We start from the raw sequence: 18,748 nt of genomic DNA on the forward strand, positions 1-18,748 counted from the left end.
ACGCCGCCTTCCCACGCACCGGGTTATGAGCCACACGCCCGGAAACCCGCTTCCCTACTCGGCTCTGCGGCGCGGCTCTGCGATTCCACTGCGTTCATGTGACCGGGGTCCATGTGGCCGGGGTCGGTGTATTTGGGGTCCATGCAGTCGGGATTCATGCGGCTGGGGGTTCATGCATGAAGCACACCACAGCGCGTCCCCACCCGGTGTCCGTCCCTGGGCGGATAATGCCTTGTATGAAGGGTCGTGGCGTGGGAATCGTGCTGGTGCTGGTGGGTCTAGGTTTGGGGGCGACGCTGCTGCGTGACCAGGTGCCGGTGGGCGGGGCGCAGGCTCCGGCTATGAGGGGCGCAGCGCCCGATGCGGCAGCGGCCACTCCGGTGGCGGCCGTTTCGCTGGCGGCGGAGGCAGGCGCACGCCTTCAGAACGAGCAGAACACCATTGACGTGGTGGGGCGTTTCGAGCCGGGTCTGGTATTTATCAGCACCGAGAACGAGGTGATGGGCCAGGATCCGTTCGGGATGTTCGGCGGCAGCGAGGTGCAGCGCGGGCTGGGCAGCGGGTTCTTCGTGAACGACGCGGGGGACATCCTGACGAACTATCACGTGGTGGCCGGCGAGTCCGGGTCGGGCGCGGCTCAGAAGATCAGCGTGCGGGTCATGGGGCAGGAGCAGAGCGTGGAGGCGCGCGTGATCGGGCTGGCCCCGCAGTACGATCTGGCGCTGATCCGCCCGGTGGGCCTGGACGCCAGACTGATCCGGCCGATTCCGCTGGGTGACAGCGACGCCCTGAAGGTCGGGCAGAAAGCCATTGCGATGGGCGCGCCGTTCGGTCTGGATTTCAGCGTGACCGAAGGCATCGTGAGCAGCGCGGCGCGGCAGATTCCGATCGGGTTCTCGGGCAGCGGCGTGGGCCAGGGCATCACGCAGAAGGCCATTCAGACGGACGCGGCCATCAACCCGGGGAACAGCGGGGGACCGCTGCTGGACAGCGGGGGGCGCGTGATCGGTATTAATACGCAGATCTACTCGCCCAGCGGGCAGGCGACCGGGGTGGGGCAGAGTGCCGGGGTGGGCTTCGCGATTCCCGTGAACACCGCCAGGAACCTGTTGCCGCGGCTCCAGGCGGCCGGCGGGCGGGAGGTGCGCGCGCCGACGCTGGGCGTGGCGGCGGGCCTGTTGGTGCGCGGGCAGCAGCAGGCGCTGGCGGTGGGCCTGAGCGTGCTGTCGTCGGAAGGCAAACGGCAACTGGGGTTGCCGGAGCGGGGACTGGTGATCGGGGAGGTCACGCCGGGCACCCCGGCCGCGCGGGCGGGCTTGCAGGGCGGTACGCGCACCGAGACGTTCCGGGGCGGCGCGATCCGCCTGGGCGGGGACGTGATCACGGCCGTGAACGGCAAACCGGTAGACGCCCTGGAGGACCTCCAAGCGGGCCTGATTGACCGCAAGGAGGGGGATACCGTGACGCTGACCGTCGTGCGGGCCGGGAAGTCCCGCGCGGTAAAGGTCACGCTGGATGAAACATCGTTCCGCTGAGGAAGCCGCGCGGGCGCGGGCCGTCTGGGGGGCGCTGCGCCCGCAGGACCGGGCGTGGCTGCTGAGCGTGGCGGCGCAGGCGGGTGCGGGCGGCGCGGCGCTGGTGGGCGGCGCGGTCCGGGACGCGCTGCTGGGAGTAGCGCCACTGGACCTGGACGTGGTGATTCCCGGCGTGGACGTGCAGGCACTGGCGGCCGGGCTGGGGTTGCCCTTCGTGGTCCACCCAGTGTTCGGGAACGCGACTGTGACCCTGCCGGACGGCCGGGCGGCGGATCTGGTGCGGGCACGCCGGGAGGTCTACCCGGTGCCGGGCGGCAACCCACTGCCGCTGCCTGGCTCGCTGACCGACGATCTGTGGCGGCGGGATTTCAGCGTGAATGCGCTGGCCCTGCACGTCCCTTCTGCTGGCGAGCCCACGCTGCTGGATGTCACGGGCGGCCTGAACGACCTGGGGGCGCGGCGGCTGCGGCCCCTGCACCCGGCTTCGCTGCGGGAGGATGCCAGCCGACTGGTGCGCGGCGCACGGCTCGCCGCGCGGCTGAACCTGGGTGCCGCGCCCGAACTGCTCTCTCAGGTGCCGGACGCGCTGGACATGGCCGGGCGTACGCCCCGGTTGTGGGCGGAACTGCGGCTGCTGCTGCACGAGCCCAGGCCGGGCCGCGCGGCAGGCGTGCTGGGCAAGTGGGGAGCGGGGGCGCTGCTACCGGACACGACGCTGCTCCGCGCCCTGGACGCCCGCCGGGACGCGGGGGCGACCCTGCCCATGCACGCCTACGCGGCGGCGCTGCTGCACGCCGCGCCCGACCCGGCGGCGCTGGCGGAGCGGCTGAGCCTGGGCGACCGGCCGTCGGCGCTGCTGGCGCGCGCCCTGTCCGACACCCACTTCCCGGACGGCACCCCGGAACGCGAACTGCGCGCCCTGCTCCGACCGGAAGCGCACGAACCCCTGACCGGGAAGGACGTCCTGGCGCACGGTGTTCCGCCGGGCCGGGGCGTGGGCGAGGCACTGGCGCACCTGGCGGGCCTGCGCCGCGCCGGAACGCTGGGCAGCGCCGAGGCCGAGCGGGCGGCGTTGAAAGCGTTCCTGGAGACGAAAGCCCGGTAGGCCAACCCTCTAGAATGCCTGCCTATGGGCCTCATCTCTCTGCTGAGCAGCAACCCGACCGCGTTTGTGATCATCGCGGCGGCGCTGGTCCTGTCCCTCGCCTTTCACGAGTTCGCTCATGCGTACGTAGCGGACCGTCTGGGCGATCCCACGCCCCGGCGCTTCGGGCGCGTCACGCTCAATCCCATCAGGCACCTCGATCCGTTCGGGACGCTGCTGCTCCTGCTCGTCGGCTTCGGCTTCGCGCGGCCCGTGCCGATCAATCCGAACAACCTGGGCCGCTGGGGCACCATGTGGGTGGCGGCGGCCGGGCCGATCAGTAACCTGCTGATCGCGGTGGTATGCGCCGTGCTGCTCAAGGTCGCGCCCCAGACGGATCTGACGTACACGATCCTGATGATGGTCCTGGGCATCAACGTGGTGCTGGCGGTCTTTAACCTGATCCCGATTCCGCTGCTGGACGGCAGCCGCATTCTGGGAGCACTCGTGCCGTCGCTGGGCCGCGCCCTGAATCAGTTCGAGATGATGCCGTACTCGTTCCTGATCGTGATGGGCTTCATCTACCTGTTCCGCCCGCAGATCGGGCAGCTGATCGGTACAGTGCAGAGATGGGTCATCGGTTTCGTCGGCGTGTGAAACGGACTGCGACGAACTGGTGGGCAACACCTGTTCCATCCAAGCGGAGCGATACGGATTCCGCGCCATACCGCGAAGGGGCGTCTGTTGTTCCTGCTCGCATCCGCTCGGATTGATTCGGAACTGCACCAACTCAATCGGAATCAGTATGAGTGCGAGAGAAACGGGTTGCGGGCGTGGAGTTGGTGTTCACGAAACAGCCGGCAGTCCATACGACCTTGAACAGCAGCCCGGCCGGAGGGAAGCACCTAAGTACACTGCGTTTATCTTATAGATAAACCGCGCGGAGCGCGTAGCAGAAGAAAGTACGTTGAAGCGGGAATGGAGAGGTTCCGGCGCTTTCCCGGAATCTCGTAATGTTAGCTTCAACGTACTTAACCTTCGGCCCGGCTGTCTGCTGTGTTCAGTGCCGGTCGTTCAGTGTCGGTCGTTCAGCGCAGGTTGAACATCATGATGACGTGCGCGGCGGTGCCTGCCAGCACGAACAGGTGCCAGATCTCATGGAAGCCGAACACGCCGGGGCGGGGGTTCCAGCGTTTCGTGGCGTAAACGACGGCCCCGGCGGAGTACAGCACGCCGCCGGCCGCGAGCCAGAAGATGGCGGCGGGTGGCAGGTGGCGGGCCAGTTGCGGCACGAAGGCCAGGGCCAGCCACCCCATGCCGAGGTACAGGCCGGTGCTGACCCAGCGGGGCAGGCTCAGGGTCACGAGTTTCAGGGTGATGCCGCTCAGGGCGATTCCCCAGATGACCCACAGGACGGCCGCCTGCCAGGGTCCCTGAAGGCCGAAGTACGCGACCGGGGTGTACGTCCCGGCGATCAGCAGGAAGATTCCGGCGTGGTCGAGTTTTCGCAGCCACAGCAGGCCGCGTTCGCCGGGAAAGAACGAGTGGTAGCTGGCGCTCGCGGCGTACAGCAGGGTCATGCTGCCGATGAACACGGCGAAGGGCCACACGGCCAGGTCGCGGGTGTGCGCCCACCACAGCAGCGGCCCCAGGATGATCAGCGCCGCGAGAACACCGGCCCAGTGGGTCAGGGCGTTGACGGGTTCGCGGGGGGCGGTCAGGAAGCGCATTCCTCTACCCTAGCTCCCACTGCTGATGACGGTCTATCAACTGGGACGGATTCCGGTTGATTAGGTCCAGTTCCGGGTCAATCCGAGCGGACGCCAGTAGAAACAGCAGACGCCCCTTCGCGGTGTGGAGCCACAGGCCGTGTCTTCCCGACTGTGGCGCAGTGGAGCGCAGTCCGTATGAGACGGGATGGCGTCCTCTCCCCCGCCCGGTCGGGCAGAGACTCAGCGGCCGCCGTAGTTGGGGGCCTCCTTGGTGATGGTCACGCCGTGCGGGTGGCTTTCCACGAGGCTGGCCCCGGTGATCCGCACGAACTGCGCCTCGTCACGCAGCGTCTGGAGGTCCGGCGCGCCGCAGTAGCCCATCGAGCTTTTCAGGCCGCCCACGAACTGGTAGATGACCTCGCCCGCCGTGCCCTTGTACGCCACGATACCTTCGATGCCCTCGGGAACGAACTTGCGGCTGCCGCTCTGGAAGTAACGGTCGGCGCTCCCCTGGTCCATGGCGCCCAGGCTGCCCATCCCCCGGTAACTCTTGTAGCGGCGGCCCTCGCGCAGGATGCTCTCGCCGGGGCTCTCGTCGGTGCCGGCCAGCATGCTGCCCATCATGACGACGTTCGCACCGGCGGCAATGGCCTTGGGCACGTCGCCCGTCTGCTTGATGCCGCCGTCCGCGATCACCGGAATGCCGGCCTCCATGGCGGCGGCACTGGCCTCGAAGATCGCGGTGATCTGCGGAACGCCCACGCCGGTCACGACGCGGGTGGTGCAGATACTCCCCGGCCCGATACCGACCTTCACGGCGTCCGCTCCGGCCAGGATCAGGTCGCGGGTCCCGGCGCGCGTGGCGACGTTCCCGGCGATCATATCCACGTCAAAGGCTTCCTTGACCCGGCTCAGGGCGCTGAGGATGCCCTGGCTGTGCCCGTGGGCGCTGTCAAGTACAAGCACGTCCACGCCGGCCTGCACGAGCGCCCCGGCGCGGTCCATCAGGTCAGCGCCGACCCCGATGGCTGCCGCGACACGCAGGCGGCCCAGGCTGTCCTTGGACGCCCGGGGGTACTTCACGCGTTTGGTCAGGTCCTTGATGGTGATCAGGCCACGCAGGGTGTAGTCAGCGTCCGTGACGAGCAACTTCTCGACGCGGTGGCGTTTGAAGATCTCCTGCGCCTCTTCCAGGGTGGTTCCGACCGGCACGGTGATCAGGTTCTCGTGGGTCATGAGGTCCGCGATGGGGGTGGACATATCCTCGATAAACCGCATGTCGCGGTTGGTGATGATGCCCAGCAGTTTCCCGTCCGGAGCCGTGATGGGCACGCCGCTGATGCGGTACTCACCCATCAGGCGCTCGGCGTCCGCCACGGGCGCGTGCGGGGGCAGCGTGATGGGGTCCACGATCATGCCGCTCTCGGAACGTTTGACCTTGCGGATCATCTCGGCTTGCGCGTCGATGGGCATGTTCTTGTGCACCACGCCGATGCCGCCCTCGCGGGCCATGGCGACCGCCATGTTCGTCTCGGTGACGGTGTCCATGGCAGCCGACATGAACGGAATGTTCAGGCGCACCCGGCGGGTCAGTTGCGCCTCGATGTTCACCTCGTGCGGTAGAAAGCGCGAATGCCGGGGTTGCAGCAGCACATCATCGAAGGTGATGCCCTCCTGCGCGAACTTGTAGGCGAAACGGTCACTGCCCTGGGCAGCGGGGACGGGCGTGGCGGGCGCACTCATGCAGGCGAGTGTAAGGGACGGTACGTAAGCAGAAGGTAAGCGCGTCCATATGGCCTGACCGCCTGGCCTGCCCTTGCGCGGGGTACCGGGAGCGTGGTAGATTCCCTCTCGCTTGTGGGGCCATAGCTCAGCTGGGAGAGCGCGTCGTTCGCAATGACGAGGTCAGCGGTTCGATCCCGCTTGGCTCCACCACCCAACCGCACCCGCCTGTTTCAACGCAGGCGGGTGCGTTCGTCTGCCCGGTCATGGCAGAACCAGAAGCGGCAACTCCCCGTACTTAAGTGCCACACGCCCCAAGGCAACGGCCCGGGAGCGTGTAGCGTTTACGGGTTATACGGATTCCGGAACAGCAGGTCAGCTCCGCGCCCGGAATCTGCCCTGCACCTGCTCCCACGGGTCTGGTTGAATGCTCAACCGCAGGCCGCATCCGGCCAGACGAACGGACCTTCAGCCTTTCTGGAGGGGTCCCACGAACTCGGGTTTTCCGGGCAACGGAACCAGTTTCCCGAGGCTGAGCGGGAATCGGGTCGTCTGGGCGTTCAGGGTCAGGGTCACGGCGGGCGCGTTCCCCGTCACCAGCTGCGCGCGCACGCCGGGCAGGCCCGTCAGGGCTGCCAGCGGCACGAACGGCACGCGGTCCAGTACGCGCACGGTGACGGGCACGGCCGTCGGTCCGACCAGCACGGTGGCGGTCGTGGCGGTCACAGTCTGGAGTTTCAGGCGCAGCGCGCCCACGCTGTCCTCTAGCGGCAGGAACAGTTGCCCGTCGAGCACGCGCACGCGGCTGGCGGCCGACTGCGCGAGCTGCTCGGGCGTGGGGGCCAGTTTCGGGGCCGGTGCGGGTTGCGGGGTCGGCTGTGGGGCCGTCTGGGGGGGCGTGGGCCTGGGTGCCGGGGTGGGCGCCGGGGTGGGCGCCGGTGCAGGAGTCTGGGGTTTCACGGCGACCGGGGCGCCCAGCGGGGCGGTTGCGGCGTCACGCCGGGCCCTGGCCTGCGCCTGCAACTCGGGCTCGCTGGGCACGCGGCCCCACGCGGCGGGACTGGCGTGGAAGGTCGGCCAGGCGCCCACCGCCAGTGGCCGCTGCCTGTTCAGGATGTTCAGGCCGCCGCCCTCGGTCGTGAAGTACACGCTGCCCTGATCACTGACGCTGATGCCCAGGTCGATCTTCTTACCGGTCTTGATCTGCCACAGGGACTGCCCGGCCTTGCCGATGGCGTGCACGGTGCCCGCGAGGTCCGGCACGATGACGCTACCGTCGCTCAGTTCGGCGGCGCTCCCGGCGATCCCGGCGCCCGCCTTGTACGTCCACTCGATCTCGCCGGCGGGGTTCACGGCGTACACGCTGCCGTCGTAACTGCCGACCACGACCAGTCCGGCGCTGGTCACGATGGGGCTGGCGTTCACGAACAACCCGGTCGGCAGGGACCAGCGGGGCGTGCCGTTGGGGTTCAGGGCGTAGATGCGGCGGTCGCTGGACCCGAAGTACACCGCGCCGTCCGGCCCGATGGCGGGGCTGCTGAACACCAGGGACCCGGCCGCGTACGCCCACTTCAGTTTCCCGTCGGGGCTCAGGGCGTGCAGGCGGCTGTTCTGCCCGCCGAAGTAGATGGTGCCGTCCGCGGCAATGGCGGGGCTGCTGAACACCGGCGCGCCGACCTTGTAGGCCCACAAGGTCTTCCCCTGGGGGTCCAGGGCGTACACGGTGCCGCCGGCGGTGGCGACGATCACGCTGCCGTCGGCGCGCAGGGCAGGCGTGGCGAAGATGTCTCCGTCGAGCTTGGTCTTCCATAGCAGTTTCCCGGCAGGGTCCAGCGCGTACACGGTATCGTCGTAGGTCGCGGCGATGGTGGTGCCCTGGGGCGTCACGACCGGGTAGGCGCGGCCGATATCACCGGTCAGGAACGACCATTTCTCGCTGCCTGTCGCGTCGGTGCGGTGCACGCGGGCATCCGAAGCTATGAAAGTCAGGTCGCCGTTGGGACTGACGGTCACGCCGGAAATGACGCGCAGTTCCTTGAACACGCCCACCTTGGGCGCGACGAAAGTGGGAACGGGGGTGGCCTGGGTAGGAGTGGATTGTGCAGGACTGGTTTGTGCAGCGGCGGCCGAAAAACCCACCAGTGTCAGCAGAGAAGCAAGGGGGAGTACGTGGGTGATCCTCATGTGAAGGTAAGCTCCTTTACAGACCCTTTACGGTAGGGCCACGGGGGGCGGCGAGTGTGGACGCCTGACAGGGTAAAGCCTAAGATGCGAACTGTTATGAAGAAGATCCTCATGCTGACCGCGTTCGCGCTGACCGGCCTTGCCGCCGCGCAGAACTCTGCTCCCGCCGATACCGTGGAAATGGCCGGTCCTGCCGCCATGAGCGCCAGCGAGAACTTCGCGAAGGCTCAGGAATACGCTGTGCAGGCCGACGTGGCCTACCCGGTGCCCTTCTACGACCGCACGCTTTGGAAAGCCGCTGTGGACCACTCCTACTACGCCTCCAGCATGGAAGCCAGCAACCGCGACTACAGCGCCTACCTGGCGCAGCTGTACACCAAGACGCAGTGGTGGATCAACGCCTACAACGCCTGGGGCCGCCTGGGTGCCCTGAGCGACCAGGAGAAGCAGTGGGCTTCCCTGAGCGCCGCGAAACTGGCCTACCTGGCCCTGCAGCGTGGTGACAATGCCACCGCCCGCACGTACGCCGAGAAGGGCATGAACTGGGCCGACAGCGCCAGCCTTCAGTCCATCATGAAGCGCCTGAAGTAATCCACTGTTCAGCCCAGAAGGCCCCGGTCCGCAGACGGGGGCCTTTTTCTGTTGCGAGCAGGCGGACAGACAGGGCATCCGAGCACCCGCCGATCAAATTAGGTGAAGGGCGCGTCAGGCGCCCTTATCCGTGCCTGGCGAGTGCCGCAGTACCCTGTGGGCATGAAACGGGCGTGGGCGGGACTGGTTCTGGCAGGACTTCTGAGCGGGTGTGTGCCCGCGCCGCTGCGGGCGCAACCGGACGCGCAACTGCGCCTGCGGGTCACACTGGGCACGCCGCCCGTGCAAGCGGTTACAGGCGAGCAGGACCTGTACCGCCCGCCGGGGCCGGGCACACTGCTGGTGTCTTCGGACCGCGCGGCGTTTGTGACCAGTGTGGTACTGCCGCAGGGCGGCGGGGCGGCCGTGCTGCCTGCTGTGCCGGTCACGCCGGGTCAGGCGCAGGTGACGGCTCTGCCCGGCACACTGGGCTTCACGCAGGTGTTCACGGTCGCCAGTCTGGAACCGCTGAACCTGGGCGGCGCAGCCGGAGCGCGGGGCGTCAACGAGATCGCGCGCGCGGTCGAGGCGGCGGCGGCCAGTCTGCCGCGCGGGGCGTACACGGCGGCCACGACCACGTACCGCGTCGAGCAGTTCGGTGCCCTGAGCGTCCGGGCGTCCCAGCCGGGCGCGGAGGTCCGCGTGAACGACCGCCCGGTCGGGACCGCCCCGCTCGTGGTGACGGACCTGCCGCAGGGACCGGTGACGGTCAGCGTGTCGCTGGGCGGCTACCAGACGTTCACGCAGCGCCTGACCATCCAACCGGAAACCATCAGTGAGGTCAGCGCGGCCCTGCGGCGCATTACGGGCACCCTGAGTGTCCGCAGTGACGTTCCGGCGGCCGTGCTGATCGAGGGAGGGGCGGCGGGTAATACGCCACTGGACCTGAACGTTCGGCCCGGCGTGTTCTCCGTGAACGTGGTTCCCGCCGACCGCCGCCTGAGCGCGCAGAACGTGCTGGTGCGCGTGAATGCTAGCCGGGTCACGGCGCTGGTGTGCAGTGTCACGGCAGGCGAGTACCGCTGCGGTGTCCGCTGATCGGCCCTCACCCCTGAATACCCGGTGTTCCCGGACCGGTGGCGCCCGCTCCGCGGGGCCCGCCGTTCTGGCAGCGGGTCAGGCGCTACGCTGCCCGGTATGACTGCCGAGCCCTCTACCCCGCTGCTGACGCCCGTGCTGGGCGAGCTGTACGCCCTGCAAGTCCCGATTCCGTATCCCATGAAGTACGTGACGGTTCTGATCGACCGGCCTGCGGGCGGGCCGGTCACCATGATCGACACGGCTCTCGATACGCCCGAGGCGCGTCAGGCCATCGAGGATGGGCTGGGCGCGCTGGGCCTGCACTGGGCCGATGTGGACCGCGTGATCATCACGCACCACCACCCGGACCATTACGGGCTGGCGGGCGTGGTCGAGGAACGCAGCGGGGCGTCCGTGCACATGCTGGACGTGGAGATCGGGCGCGGCGAACGCTACTGGCACCTGTGGGAGGAATGGCTGCCCGGGCACCTCAAGCACATGCGCGATCACGGCCTGAGCGCCGAATCCCTGAGCGACATGATCGCCGACACCCACCGGGGCCGCGAGCGGGTTCACCCGGCCTCGCGCGTGCATCCGCTGCGCGAGGGGCAGCACGTCACGCTCTCCGGCCTGGAATGGGAGGTGCTGTGGCTGCCCGGTCACGCGGACGGACACCTGGGTCTGTGGAACGAGCAGGAAAGTGTGCTGATCGCCGGAGACGCCATCCTGCCGCGCATCAGTCCGAACGTGGGCCTGTACGCCTACACCCGCCCGGACCCGCTGGGCGACTACCTTCAGACCCTGGGGAAACTGGAGGCCCTGAACCCGGCCCGCGCAGTCGTCGGGCATCACGGGCCGGTCATGGGGGGCGTGCAAGCCCGCGCGCGTGAACTGCGCGACCACCACCACGAGCGGCTGGACTTCCTGAAGGCCGAGGCGGCCCGCGAGGCCCGCAGCGCCTACGACCTGTCGCTGGTGATGTTCAACCGGGAGCTGAACGTCAGTGGGCGCCGCTTCGCGCTGGCCGAAACGCTGGCGCACCTGGAGCACCTGCGGCTGCTGGGGCAGCTGTACCGCACCTGGAACGAGGAACGCAGCGTGTGGCTGTACCACGCGTGAAGGGTGTAGGGTGATGGTTGATGGTTGATGGTTGATGGTTGAAGGTTGATGGTTGATGGAGAGGGAAAGGTTCATCGACTTTCAACCCGCAACCAGCAACCATCCAACCCCCACGCGATCCGCCAGTGGACCGTGTATCCCGTGACCGTCGCCCGTGTGCGCGGGCTCTATACTCGGTCGCATGACGGCATCCCAGTCGGAACTGCAGCGCATCATGACGGCGCTGCAACAGAGCGGCCTGACCGTCGAGGCGATCGAGGACGGCGCCCTGATTCAGAACGGCGAGACGCGCGTGGCCCTGTTCGCCGAGAGTGACGAGCAGGGCGGCGTGATCGTGCGGCTGCACCTGGACCTGGACCTGTACGTGGAAGAGGACAGCCTGCCGGACATCCTGATGGGCATGAACCTGATGAACCAGGGCCTGGATTACGGCGCGCTGAACCTCGATCCGGTCGATCCGGAAGACGAAACGGACGAGGAGGCCCCGCTGACCTTCGCGGTGCTGGGCCGCAGCGTCCTGTGGCTCCCGGACATGGGCGCGGCCGAGATGGACCGCCTGCGTGAGCACCTGCGCCGCTTCGAGGCGGAAGTCACGGAGTCCGTGGAACGCACCCTGCACGGCAGCCGTGGCATGAGCGCCTGATACAGATTCCGCTTGATTCAGTCTTCAGTGCTGCCCTGGCCTGAACAGAAAATGGCAGGCGCACCCGCCCGGGCGCACCTGCCATTCCTGTGGGCCACTGTTACTGGCGGTCTTGCAGCTGCACGTAGTGCGCGTCGGTCACGCCGGTGTACACGGCGTCGGGGCGCAGCAGGCGGTTGTCGCCGGTGTACTCGATCACACTGGCGCACCAGCCGCTGATGCGGGCCAGCGCGAAGATGGGCGTAAAGAACTCCTTGCGGATGCCCAGGTCGCTGTACACGGTGCCGCTGTAAAAGTCGACGTTGGGGTAAATGCCCTTGGACCCGATGCGTTCCACGACGACCTTCTCGATGGTTTCCAGGATCTGGTAGTAGGTGCTCTTGCCTTCCTTGTTGGCGACCACTTCGGCGTAGTCGCGCAGGACGCGGCTGCGGGGGTCGAAGTACTTGTACACGCGGTGCCCGACGCCCATGATCTTGGTCTTGGCGTCCAGCTTGGCGTTGATGTACGCCTCGGCCTTGTCCGGCGTGCCGACCTCGTCGAGCATGTCCATGACGGCCTCGTTCGCGCCGCCGTGCAGCGGGCCTTTCAGGGCGCCGATGGCGCTGGTCATGCAGGAGTACATGTCAGACAGCGTGCTGCTTGTGGCGATGGCAGTGAAAGTGCTGGCGTTCATGCCGTGATCGACGTGCAGCACGAGCGCCATGTCGAACAGGCGGGTCTGCTCGGCGGTGGGTTCCTTGCCGGTCAGCATGTACAGGAAGTTTCCGGCGTGCGTGAGGTCCATGCGGGGCGCGACGATCTCCTTGCCTTCCTGCGCGCGGCTGATGGCGGCGATGATGGTCGAGAACTGCGCGATCATGCGCACGGAGATGGCGCGGCGCGCCTCGGCGCCCGTGTCCTCGGACTGCGGGTCCAGCAGGCCCAGGTACGAGACGGCGGTGCGCAGCGCCTGCATGGGGTGCACGCCCCGGGGCATGTGCGTGATGACCTGGGCCAGCGCATCGGGAATGGCGCGGTTGGCTTTCAGGTCGGCGTCGAAGGTGGCGAGCTGCGCGGCGGTGGGCAGCTGACCGTTCAGCAGGGCGAGGGACAGTTCCTCGAAGGTGCTGTTCTCCGCCCATTCCTGAATGGGAATGCCCAGGTGCGTCAGGACGCCTTCGGCCCCGTTGATAAACGTGAGTTTGCTCTCTGTAAAGAGGACGCCTTCAAGCCCTTTGGCGATGTTCGTCATGATGATCGAGCATACCACCCCCCGCTTTGAACCGGGTCCGGCGGACGTTCCCGCAGCGGTGACAGCGGCCTGTCCGGAGGCCCGCCGCCGGCCTAGAATGCCCGGCAATGACGGCCCCTGAACCCCCTTCTGCTTTCCCTGTGCGTCCCGCCCTGCCCGCCGTGACGCTCGCCCTGGATACGGCCACGCCCTGGCTGACGCTGGCGCTGCGCTGGTCCGGCGGCGAACGGACCGTGTCGAGAGAGGTGGGGCGCGCGCACGCCGAGCAGCTTCCCGGCGCGGTCGCTGATCTGTTCGCAGGAGCGGGGCTGCCGCTGCGGGCCGATCTGGTCATCATCGGGACCGGCCCCGGCTCGTACACGGGCGTGCGGGTCGGCGCGAGTTACGCGCTGGGCCTCGCGCGGGTGTGGGGCGCGGCGGTGCGTGGCGTGAGCACCCTGGAGTCCCTGGTGACCGGCGACGGCCCGCAGGCCGTGTCCATGGACGCCCGCAAGGGCAACGTGTACGGCGCGGCGTACGACGTGCAGGCCGCAACGGTCGTCGGCGTGCGCCACGCGCCCGCCAAGCACCGCCTGGAGGACTTCGTGGCCCTGACGGCTCCGCTGCCCCACCGCCGCGACCCCGCCCCGGACGGACTGGCGCTGCTGCGCGCCGGACTCGATCATGGCGTGGACGGCTGGGAACTGGCCTACCTGTAGAGAGGTGCCTGGGCGGCGGGGCGTATCGGTTAAGTCTATCCGCTACGCCCCGCCGCCCGATTCCCCGCGTTCAGTCGGCGGCGTCGGCCTGCGCGTACTGGAGACGGTGCAGGCGGGCGTAGTACCCACCCTTTTCCAGCAGTTGATGGTGGCTGCCCTGTTCCACGATGTGGCCCCGGCGCATCACGACGATGCGGTCGCAGTGTTCGATGGTGCTGAGGCGGTGGGCGATGATGATGCTCGTGCGCCCCTGCATGACGCGCTTCAGGGCCTGCTGGATACGCAGTTCGGTTTCGGTGTCCACGTTGGCGGTGGCCTCGTCGAGGACGAGCAGGATGTCCGGGTTCTGGATCAGGGCGCGGGCGAAGGCCAGCAGTTGCTTCTGCCCGGTTGACAGGGTCGCGCCGCGTTCACGCACCTCGGTCTGGTAGCCGTGTTCCAGACTCAGGATGTACTCGTGCACGCCGACATACCGGCACGCTTCGATCACGCGTTCATGGGGGATGTCCGGGTTGTTCAGGGTCAGGTTGCTCTCGATGGTCCCGGCAAACAGGAACACGTCCTGCAACACGACGCCCACGTGGCGGCGCAGGTCGTGCTGCGCGAGGTCGCGCACGTCGGTGCCGTCCACGTTCACGCTGCCGCGCTGCACGTCGTAAAAGCGGCTGACGAGCGCCGTGACGCTGGTCTTGCCCGCGCCGGTCGCGCCGACCAGGGCAACGCTCTCACCGGGGCGGATGTGCAGGTCGATGCCGCGCAGAATCCAGCGCTCGTCGGTATCGGGGGTGTCGGCGGTGACCGTCTGATCGTACGCGAACCACACGTTCCGGAAATCCACGCGGCCCTCGAAGTTCGTGAGGCTCCGGGCGTCCGGCTTGTCGGTGATGCTCTCCTCGGTGTCCAGCACGCCGAAGATGCGTTCGCTGCTGGCCATGGCCGCCTGGAGGTTGTTGAACACGTCGGCCAGGTCCTGAATGGGCTGGAACAGCTGCTGCGAGAGCTGAACGAACGCGAACAGCGTGCCGACCGTGATGGCCCCGGCCACGGCGCCGCTGGCGTCCACGCCGAGGATCTGGCGCGCCGCGAAGTACAGGATCAGCGCGACGGCCACCTGCCCGAGAACCGCCACGACCGGCATGAACAGCGAGAACCACTTCACGGAATTCTCGTTGGCGCTCAGCAGGGCGCGGTTACTCAGGTTGAAGTCCAGGGCGCTGCGGCGTTCGCGGCCGAACAGTTGCACGGTCAGCATGCCTGTGATGTTCTCGTTCAGTTTGCTGTTCACGGTGGCCTGCTGCGTGCGGGTCTCCCGGAACGCGTCGCGCAGGCGGGCGCGGAAGTAGTTGGTCGCCAGGAACAGGACCGGCAGCACCGTGAACGAGATCAGCGCCAGCTGCCAGTTCACGCTGAGCATGATGACGACGTACACGACGATAATGAAGCTGCTCTGGATCAGGCTGACCAGACCGCCCGTGATGAACTGGTTGATGGCGTCCACGTCGCTGGTGACGCGGGTGATCAGGCGGCCCACCGGGTTCTGATCGAAGTACGATAGCGGCAGGCGCTGCAACTTGCCGAACACGTCGGCGCGGATATCACGCAGCACGTTCTGACCCAGGTACCCAATGGCGAGCGTGAAGGCGTATTGCAGGGCGAATTCTACGACTTTCAGGCCCATGTACAGCAGGGCCGCGCCGGTCAGGCCGCGCCGCAGCAGGTCAAGGTCCGGTTCGGTTCGCAGGGCCAGCGGGGACAGGTAGGCGTCGATGGCGTGCCGCTGGATGAGCGCGAACACGGGCGCGGCCAGCGAGATCAGCAGGGCCAGCAGCACGCCGCCGATGACCAGTGGCAGGTAGGGGCGGACGTAGTGCAGGATGCGGCGGGTCAGCTGGGTGTCGAAGCCTTTCTGGAAGGCGTCGCTGGCGTCGGGGCGGGTCATCGGTTCACCTGTTCGGGGGTGGGGGCGGCTGGCAGCCTGTCGGCAGCTGCCTCGGGGTCCAGGGGGGCGGCGAGATCACGGGGCGCCTGTTCATCACTGGGCGTCTCGTCCGCGTCGAGGTCGCTGGCAAGGCGTTGCAGGCGCTCAAGCTGCGCGTAGTGGCCGTTCTGCGCCAGCAGGGCGTCGTGACTGCCCTGCTCGGTGACGCGGCCGTCCTCAAGAACCACGATCTGATCGGCATGGCGCAGGGTGCTGACGCGGTGCGCGATCAATATGACGGTGCGGCCCCGGCTGACCTCGCGCAGGCCGTCCAGGATGCGGCGTTCGGTTTCGGTATCCACGGCGCTCAGGGAATCGTCCAGAAGCAGGATGCGGGGTTCGCGGACAAGGGCGCGGGCGATGGCGGTGCGTTGCCGCTGCCCGCCGCTGAGGGTCACGCCACGCTCTCCGAGCATGGTGCCAAAGCCCTGCGGGAAGCCGTCCACGTCCTCGGTCAGCCCGGCCAGGCGGGCCGCCTCACGCACGCGGGCGGGGTCCGGCTGCTGGGGAATGTCGTCGGGTGGGGGGGCGCCGACCACGCTCACGCCCGTCAGGACGGGGGGCAGGTCGCGGTTGTCGAGGCCCAGGCCGATGTTGTTGGCGATGGTGTCGCTGAACAGGAACGGTTCCTGGGGGACCACGCTGACCGCGTCGCGCAGGGTACGCAGCGGGATGACGCGCACGTCGTGGCCGTCCACGAGGACACGCCCGCCCGTGGGGTCCATCGAGCGGGTCAGCAGTTGCCCCAGCACGGTCTTGCCGCTGCCGGTGGGGCCGGTGATTCCCAGGAAGGTCCCGGCGGGTATGTGCAGGTTCACGTCGTTCAGGACCGTTTTGTCGCCGTAGCGCACGGTGACGTTCTCGAAGGTCACGTCGCCGCGCACGGTGCGCAGCGTCGGGTCAGTGCGGCCCGGTTCATCGCGCACGAGGGCCTGAGAGTCGAAGATCTCTTTCAGACGCAGCCAGGAGGCCAGGCCGCGCTGGGTGACGCCGGTGATCCAGCCGACCATCAGCATCGGGAAGGTCAGGCGTTCCAGGGTCCCGACGAACTGCACGAACATGCCGACCGTGAACGTGCTGTCCGGCGCCAGAATCAGTCGCCCGCCCACCAGCAGGATCAGGCCGAAGGCGAGACCCAGCAGCAGGCTCATGAAGGAGCGCAGGGGGCCGTCCACCCTGGTCAGGGCGATGTTGCGGCGCAGCAGTTCCAGGTTCATGGCGCGGTAGTCGTCGATCTCGCGGTTCTCGATGGCGTAGCCCTTCACGACCCGCGCGCCGCTGAAGTTCTCCTGGGCCTTGGCGGCGATCAGCGAGTTCTGCTCCTGCGCCAGCCGGTGCCGGACGTTGATCTGCCGTGCCAGGTACGTCAGGACGCCCACGATGACCGGCACGAGGGCCAGGACGATCAGCGTGAGTTGCCAGCTGAGGCTGAACATCACTGAGAAGGCCGTGATGAACCCCGACACGATGTTCACGATCTGCCACGCGCCGAAGCCCAGCATCTCGCGCACGGCGCTCAGGTCGCCGGTCAGGCGGTTCATCAGGTCGCCGGTGCGCGCGCGGTCGTAATACGGCTTGTCCAGGCCCTGCAGGTGCGCGAACAGGTCGCGGCGAATCTCGTACTCGGTCTGACGGGACGCAACGACGATCATGCGCCGCATGAGCAGCATGAAACCCCCGGCAACAAGCGCGGCGGCCACGATGCCCAGCGCGTACAGTCCGGCGGTGCCGAGCGCGATACCAGTCGTGGCCGGGTCGCCGTCCACCTGTCCGGTCAGGCCGTCAATGGTCAGGCGGATGAAGTAGTACGGCAGCAGGTTGACCGAGTTGGCGATCACGACGGCGATCAGGCCGATCACGTACTGGCCCCGGTGAAGCCGCAGATACGGAATCAGGGTGCGGAAACTGTCCAAGGGGAACCTCGTGGGGGGAGCGGGGGCAAGCAGGTGAAGAGGGGCGGAGAAAGGCAGGCTGGGAGGGTCAGTGGCCGTTCATCGGGCCCCAGCCGCCCTGCCCTGACTTGGCCAGTCGGGGCAGCCGCGCGGTCCCGTGCGCGGGTCAGCATACGCCCGCTGCCTCAGGCGCAACTGAGCCACATGGCGCATACCACCGCCTCGTTCAGGGTTTGCTCAAGGGAACACCCGGCCGGGTGCCACGGCCCGCCACCTTGACGCCCGCAATCCACTTCTCTTCTGCTTGCTCGGCGGCGCGGTTTAGCGGGTTCCCTCGGGCCGGAATCTCCTGATGAAGATTCAACCCCAGCCCGTCTCAGAGGGTCCTGAAGGCCGGAAGATCTGTCAGACGGATCAGGCAGGAACGCGGGTCCAAATGGGGATGATTGACACGTTAGGGGGGCGGTGCTACTATTCCCAGCCGGAAGTGATTGCGCCCTGCGCAGCAGCTTCCGCACTCAGAAGCCGGACATTGTTCCAGCATCCGAACAGGGACGGTGCCACCCTAGCTCAACTGGTAGAGCACCCGACTTGTAATCGGAAGGTTGGGAGTTCGATTCTCCTGGGTGGCTCCAAGCGCGAAGGACCTCCACAAGCCCGGGCGTGATAGATTCGAGACAGTGGGTATGACAATCTGGGTAGGTGGCCGAGTGGTTAAAGGCGACAGACTGTAAATCTGTTCACGTACGTGTACGGCGGTTCGAATCCGCCCCTGCCCACCACGATCACGCGGGAATAGCTCAGTTGGTAGAGCGTCAGCTTCCCAAGCTGAATGTCGCGAGTTCAAGTCTCGTTTCCCGCTTTTCCTAACGCTTCTGTAGCTCAGTGGCAGAGCACTCCCTTGGTAAGGGAGAGGTCATCGGTTCGAACCCGATCAGAAGCTCCAACAACTGGCGCGGCCCTCAACTTGTGGGCCGCGCCTCTTCTCCTCGCCCGCCCTCTTCTCCTCGCACTCACTGTCACACCACCACTGGCCGGCCGTGAGAACCCTGAGCCGCTAGGCTCTTTGCGTTTCCCGCGCAGACCAGTACACTGTCAAGGCTTGCCCGGAAACCGGGCAGTTCCACCTCAGGAGGACACACACATGGCTAAGGGAACGTTTGAACGCACCAAGCCCCACGTGAACGTGGGCACCATCGGTCACGTCGACCACGGCAAGACCACCCTGACGGCGGCCATCACCTTCACCGCCGCCGCCTCGGACCCCACCATCGAAAAACTGGCCTACGACCAGATC

At 67.5% G+C, this 18,748-nt stretch carries 15 protein-coding genes and 5 tRNA genes; 14 read left to right on the plus strand and 6 right to left on the minus strand.

Annotated features, from left to right (window positions below):
• Positions 1-236 precede the first annotated feature (236 nt).
• From QZ271_RS05715 to QZ271_RS05725, 3 genes are read left to right on the plus strand one after another with little or no spacing between them, the layout of a single operon-like run.
• A complete protein-coding gene (locus QZ271_RS05715) occupies positions 237-1,535 on the plus strand; it encodes a trypsin-like peptidase domain-containing protein (RefSeq protein WP_291429767.1) in 1,299 nt (432 codons plus the stop codon).
• Complete coding sequence (locus QZ271_RS05720; protein ID WP_291429768.1) at positions 1,516-2,640, plus strand: CCA tRNA nucleotidyltransferase; 1,125 nt, start codon at positions 1,516-1,518, stop codon at positions 2,638-2,640. Before QZ271_RS05715 ends, QZ271_RS05720 begins: the two co-directional genes overlap by 20 nt.
• A 24-nt stretch (positions 2,641-2,664) precedes the next feature.
• Entirely contained in the window at positions 2,665-3,276 is a 612-nt protein-coding gene (locus QZ271_RS05725; RefSeq protein WP_291429769.1) for a site-2 protease family protein, read from the plus strand.
• Between the two features lie 431 nt (positions 3,277-3,707).
• On the opposite strand, the gene QZ271_RS05730 is transcribed toward QZ271_RS05725, so the two are convergent.
• A complete protein-coding gene (locus QZ271_RS05730) occupies positions 3,708-4,349 on the minus strand; it encodes a hemolysin III family protein (RefSeq protein WP_291429770.1) in 642 nt (213 codons plus the stop codon).
• A gap of 222 nt (positions 4,350-4,571) precedes the next feature.
• Complete coding sequence (guaB, locus tag QZ271_RS05735; protein WP_291429771.1) at positions 4,572-6,074, minus strand: IMP dehydrogenase; 1,503 nt, start codon at positions 6,072-6,074, stop codon at positions 4,572-4,574.
• 116 nt (positions 6,075-6,190) lie between these two features.
• Here guaB and QZ271_RS05740 point away from each other — a divergent pair.
• Positions 6,191-6,266 (plus strand) — tRNA-Ala (locus tag QZ271_RS05740).
• Between the two features lie 255 nt (positions 6,267-6,521).
• Here QZ271_RS05740 and QZ271_RS05745 read toward each other — a convergent pair.
• On the minus strand, positions 6,522-8,192 hold the full coding sequence (locus QZ271_RS05745; RefSeq protein ID WP_291429772.1) for a PQQ-binding-like beta-propeller repeat protein: 1,671 nt from the start codon (positions 8,190-8,192) through the stop codon (positions 6,522-6,524).
• A gap of 141 nt (positions 8,193-8,333) precedes the next feature.
• On the opposite strand from QZ271_RS05745, the gene QZ271_RS05750 reads away from it, so the two are divergent.
• From QZ271_RS05750 to QZ271_RS05765, 4 genes are all read left to right on the plus strand, one after another.
• Entirely contained in the window at positions 8,334-8,828 is a 495-nt protein-coding gene (locus tag QZ271_RS05750) for a hypothetical protein (protein WP_291429773.1), read from the plus strand.
• Between the two features lie 162 nt (positions 8,829-8,990).
• Positions 8,991-9,905, plus strand: coding sequence for a PEGA domain-containing protein (locus QZ271_RS05755; protein WP_291429774.1), 915 nt, complete (start codon positions 8,991-8,993; stop codon positions 9,903-9,905).
• A gap of 99 nt (positions 9,906-10,004) precedes the next feature.
• Positions 10,005-11,006 carry an MBL fold metallo-hydrolase gene (locus QZ271_RS05760; RefSeq protein ID WP_291429775.1) on the plus strand — a complete coding sequence of 334 codons (1,002 nt, stop codon included), beginning with the start codon at positions 10,005-10,007 and terminating at the stop codon, positions 11,004-11,006.
• Positions 11,007-11,187: 181 nt separating this feature from the next.
• Positions 11,188-11,649 carry a hypothetical protein gene (locus tag QZ271_RS05765; protein WP_291429776.1) on the plus strand — a complete coding sequence of 154 codons (462 nt, stop codon included), beginning with the start codon at positions 11,188-11,190 and terminating at the stop codon, positions 11,647-11,649.
• Between the two features lie 100 nt (positions 11,650-11,749).
• Here the strand turns inward: QZ271_RS05765 and QZ271_RS05770 are convergent, their stop codons facing one another.
• Positions 11,750-12,883, minus strand: a complete 1,134-nt coding sequence (locus tag QZ271_RS05770) for a citrate/2-methylcitrate synthase (RefSeq protein WP_291429777.1) — start codon at positions 12,881-12,883, stop codon at positions 11,750-11,752.
• Between the two features lie 107 nt (positions 12,884-12,990).
• On the opposite strand from QZ271_RS05770, the gene tsaB reads away from it, so the two are divergent.
• Positions 12,991-13,581 carry a tRNA (adenosine(37)-N6)-threonylcarbamoyltransferase complex dimerization subunit type 1 TsaB gene (gene tsaB, locus QZ271_RS05775; RefSeq protein ID WP_291429778.1) on the plus strand — a complete coding sequence of 197 codons (591 nt, stop codon included), beginning with the start codon at positions 12,991-12,993 and terminating at the stop codon, positions 13,579-13,581.
• A gap of 70 nt (positions 13,582-13,651) precedes the next feature.
• Here tsaB and QZ271_RS05780 read toward each other — a convergent pair whose 3' ends face one another.
• Together QZ271_RS05780 and QZ271_RS05785 are read right to left on the minus strand one after the other, a co-directional pair.
• Positions 13,652-15,520, minus strand: coding sequence for an ABC transporter ATP-binding protein (locus QZ271_RS05780; RefSeq protein ID WP_291429779.1), 1,869 nt, complete (start codon positions 15,518-15,520; stop codon positions 13,652-13,654).
• Positions 15,517-17,472, minus strand: coding sequence for an ABC transporter ATP-binding protein (locus QZ271_RS05785; RefSeq protein ID WP_291429780.1), 1,956 nt, complete (start codon positions 17,470-17,472; stop codon positions 15,517-15,519). Before QZ271_RS05785 ends, QZ271_RS05780 begins: the two co-directional genes overlap by 4 nt.
• Positions 17,473-18,010: 538 nt before the next feature.
• On the opposite strand from QZ271_RS05785, the gene QZ271_RS05790 reads away from it, so the two are divergent.
• From QZ271_RS05790 to QZ271_RS05810, 5 genes are all read left to right on the plus strand, one after another.
• A tRNA-Thr gene (locus QZ271_RS05790) sits at positions 18,011-18,086 on the plus strand.
• 61 nt (positions 18,087-18,147) lie between these two features.
• A tRNA-Tyr gene (locus QZ271_RS05795) sits at positions 18,148-18,233 on the plus strand.
• Between the two features lie 7 nt (positions 18,234-18,240).
• A tRNA-Gly gene (locus tag QZ271_RS05800) sits at positions 18,241-18,313 on the plus strand.
• A gap of 9 nt (positions 18,314-18,322) precedes the next feature.
• A tRNA-Thr gene (locus QZ271_RS05805) sits at positions 18,323-18,397 on the plus strand.
• A 198-nt stretch (positions 18,398-18,595) separates the two neighbouring features.
• The coding region (locus QZ271_RS05810) for a GTP-binding protein (protein ID WP_291429781.1) at positions 18,596-18,748 on the plus strand (153 nt) is incomplete at its 3' end.

It is taken from the genome of Deinococcus sp., assembly GCF_018260555.1.
Classification (GTDB): domain Bacteria; phylum Deinococcota; class Deinococci; order Deinococcales; family Deinococcaceae; genus Deinococcus.

Coding starts and splice junctions, on each gene's coding strand:
- QZ271_RS05715 (WP_291429767.1), top strand. CDS start 237: ATGAAGGGTCGTGGCGTGGGAATCGTGCTGGTGCTGGTGGGTCTAGGT.
- QZ271_RS05720 (WP_291429768.1), top strand. CDS start 1,516: ATGAAACATCGTTCCGCTGAGGAAGCCGCGCGGGCGCGGGCCGTCTGG.
- QZ271_RS05725 (WP_291429769.1), top strand. CDS start 2,665: ATGGGCCTCATCTCTCTGCTGAGCAGCAACCCGACCGCGTTTGTGATC.
- QZ271_RS05730 (WP_291429770.1), bottom strand. CDS start 4,349: ATGCGCTTCCTGACCGCCCCCCGCGAACCCGTCAACGCCCTGACCCAC.
- guaB (WP_291429771.1), bottom strand. CDS start 6,074: ATGAGTGCGCCCGCCACGCCCGTCCCCGCTGCCCAGGGCAGTGACCGT.
- QZ271_RS05750 (WP_291429773.1), top strand. CDS start 8,334: ATGAAGAAGATCCTCATGCTGACCGCGTTCGCGCTGACCGGCCTTGCC.
- QZ271_RS05755 (WP_291429774.1), top strand. CDS start 8,991: ATGAAACGGGCGTGGGCGGGACTGGTTCTGGCAGGACTTCTGAGCGGG.
- QZ271_RS05760 (WP_291429775.1), top strand. CDS start 10,005: ATGACTGCCGAGCCCTCTACCCCGCTGCTGACGCCCGTGCTGGGCGAG.
- QZ271_RS05765 (WP_291429776.1), top strand. CDS start 11,188: ATGACGGCATCCCAGTCGGAACTGCAGCGCATCATGACGGCGCTGCAA.
- QZ271_RS05770 (WP_291429777.1), bottom strand. CDS start 12,883: ATGACGAACATCGCCAAAGGGCTTGAAGGCGTCCTCTTTACAGAGAGC.
- tsaB (WP_291429778.1), top strand. CDS start 12,991: ATGACGGCCCCTGAACCCCCTTCTGCTTTCCCTGTGCGTCCCGCCCTG.
- QZ271_RS05780 (WP_291429779.1), bottom strand. CDS start 15,520: ATGACCCGCCCCGACGCCAGCGACGCCTTCCAGAAAGGCTTCGACACC.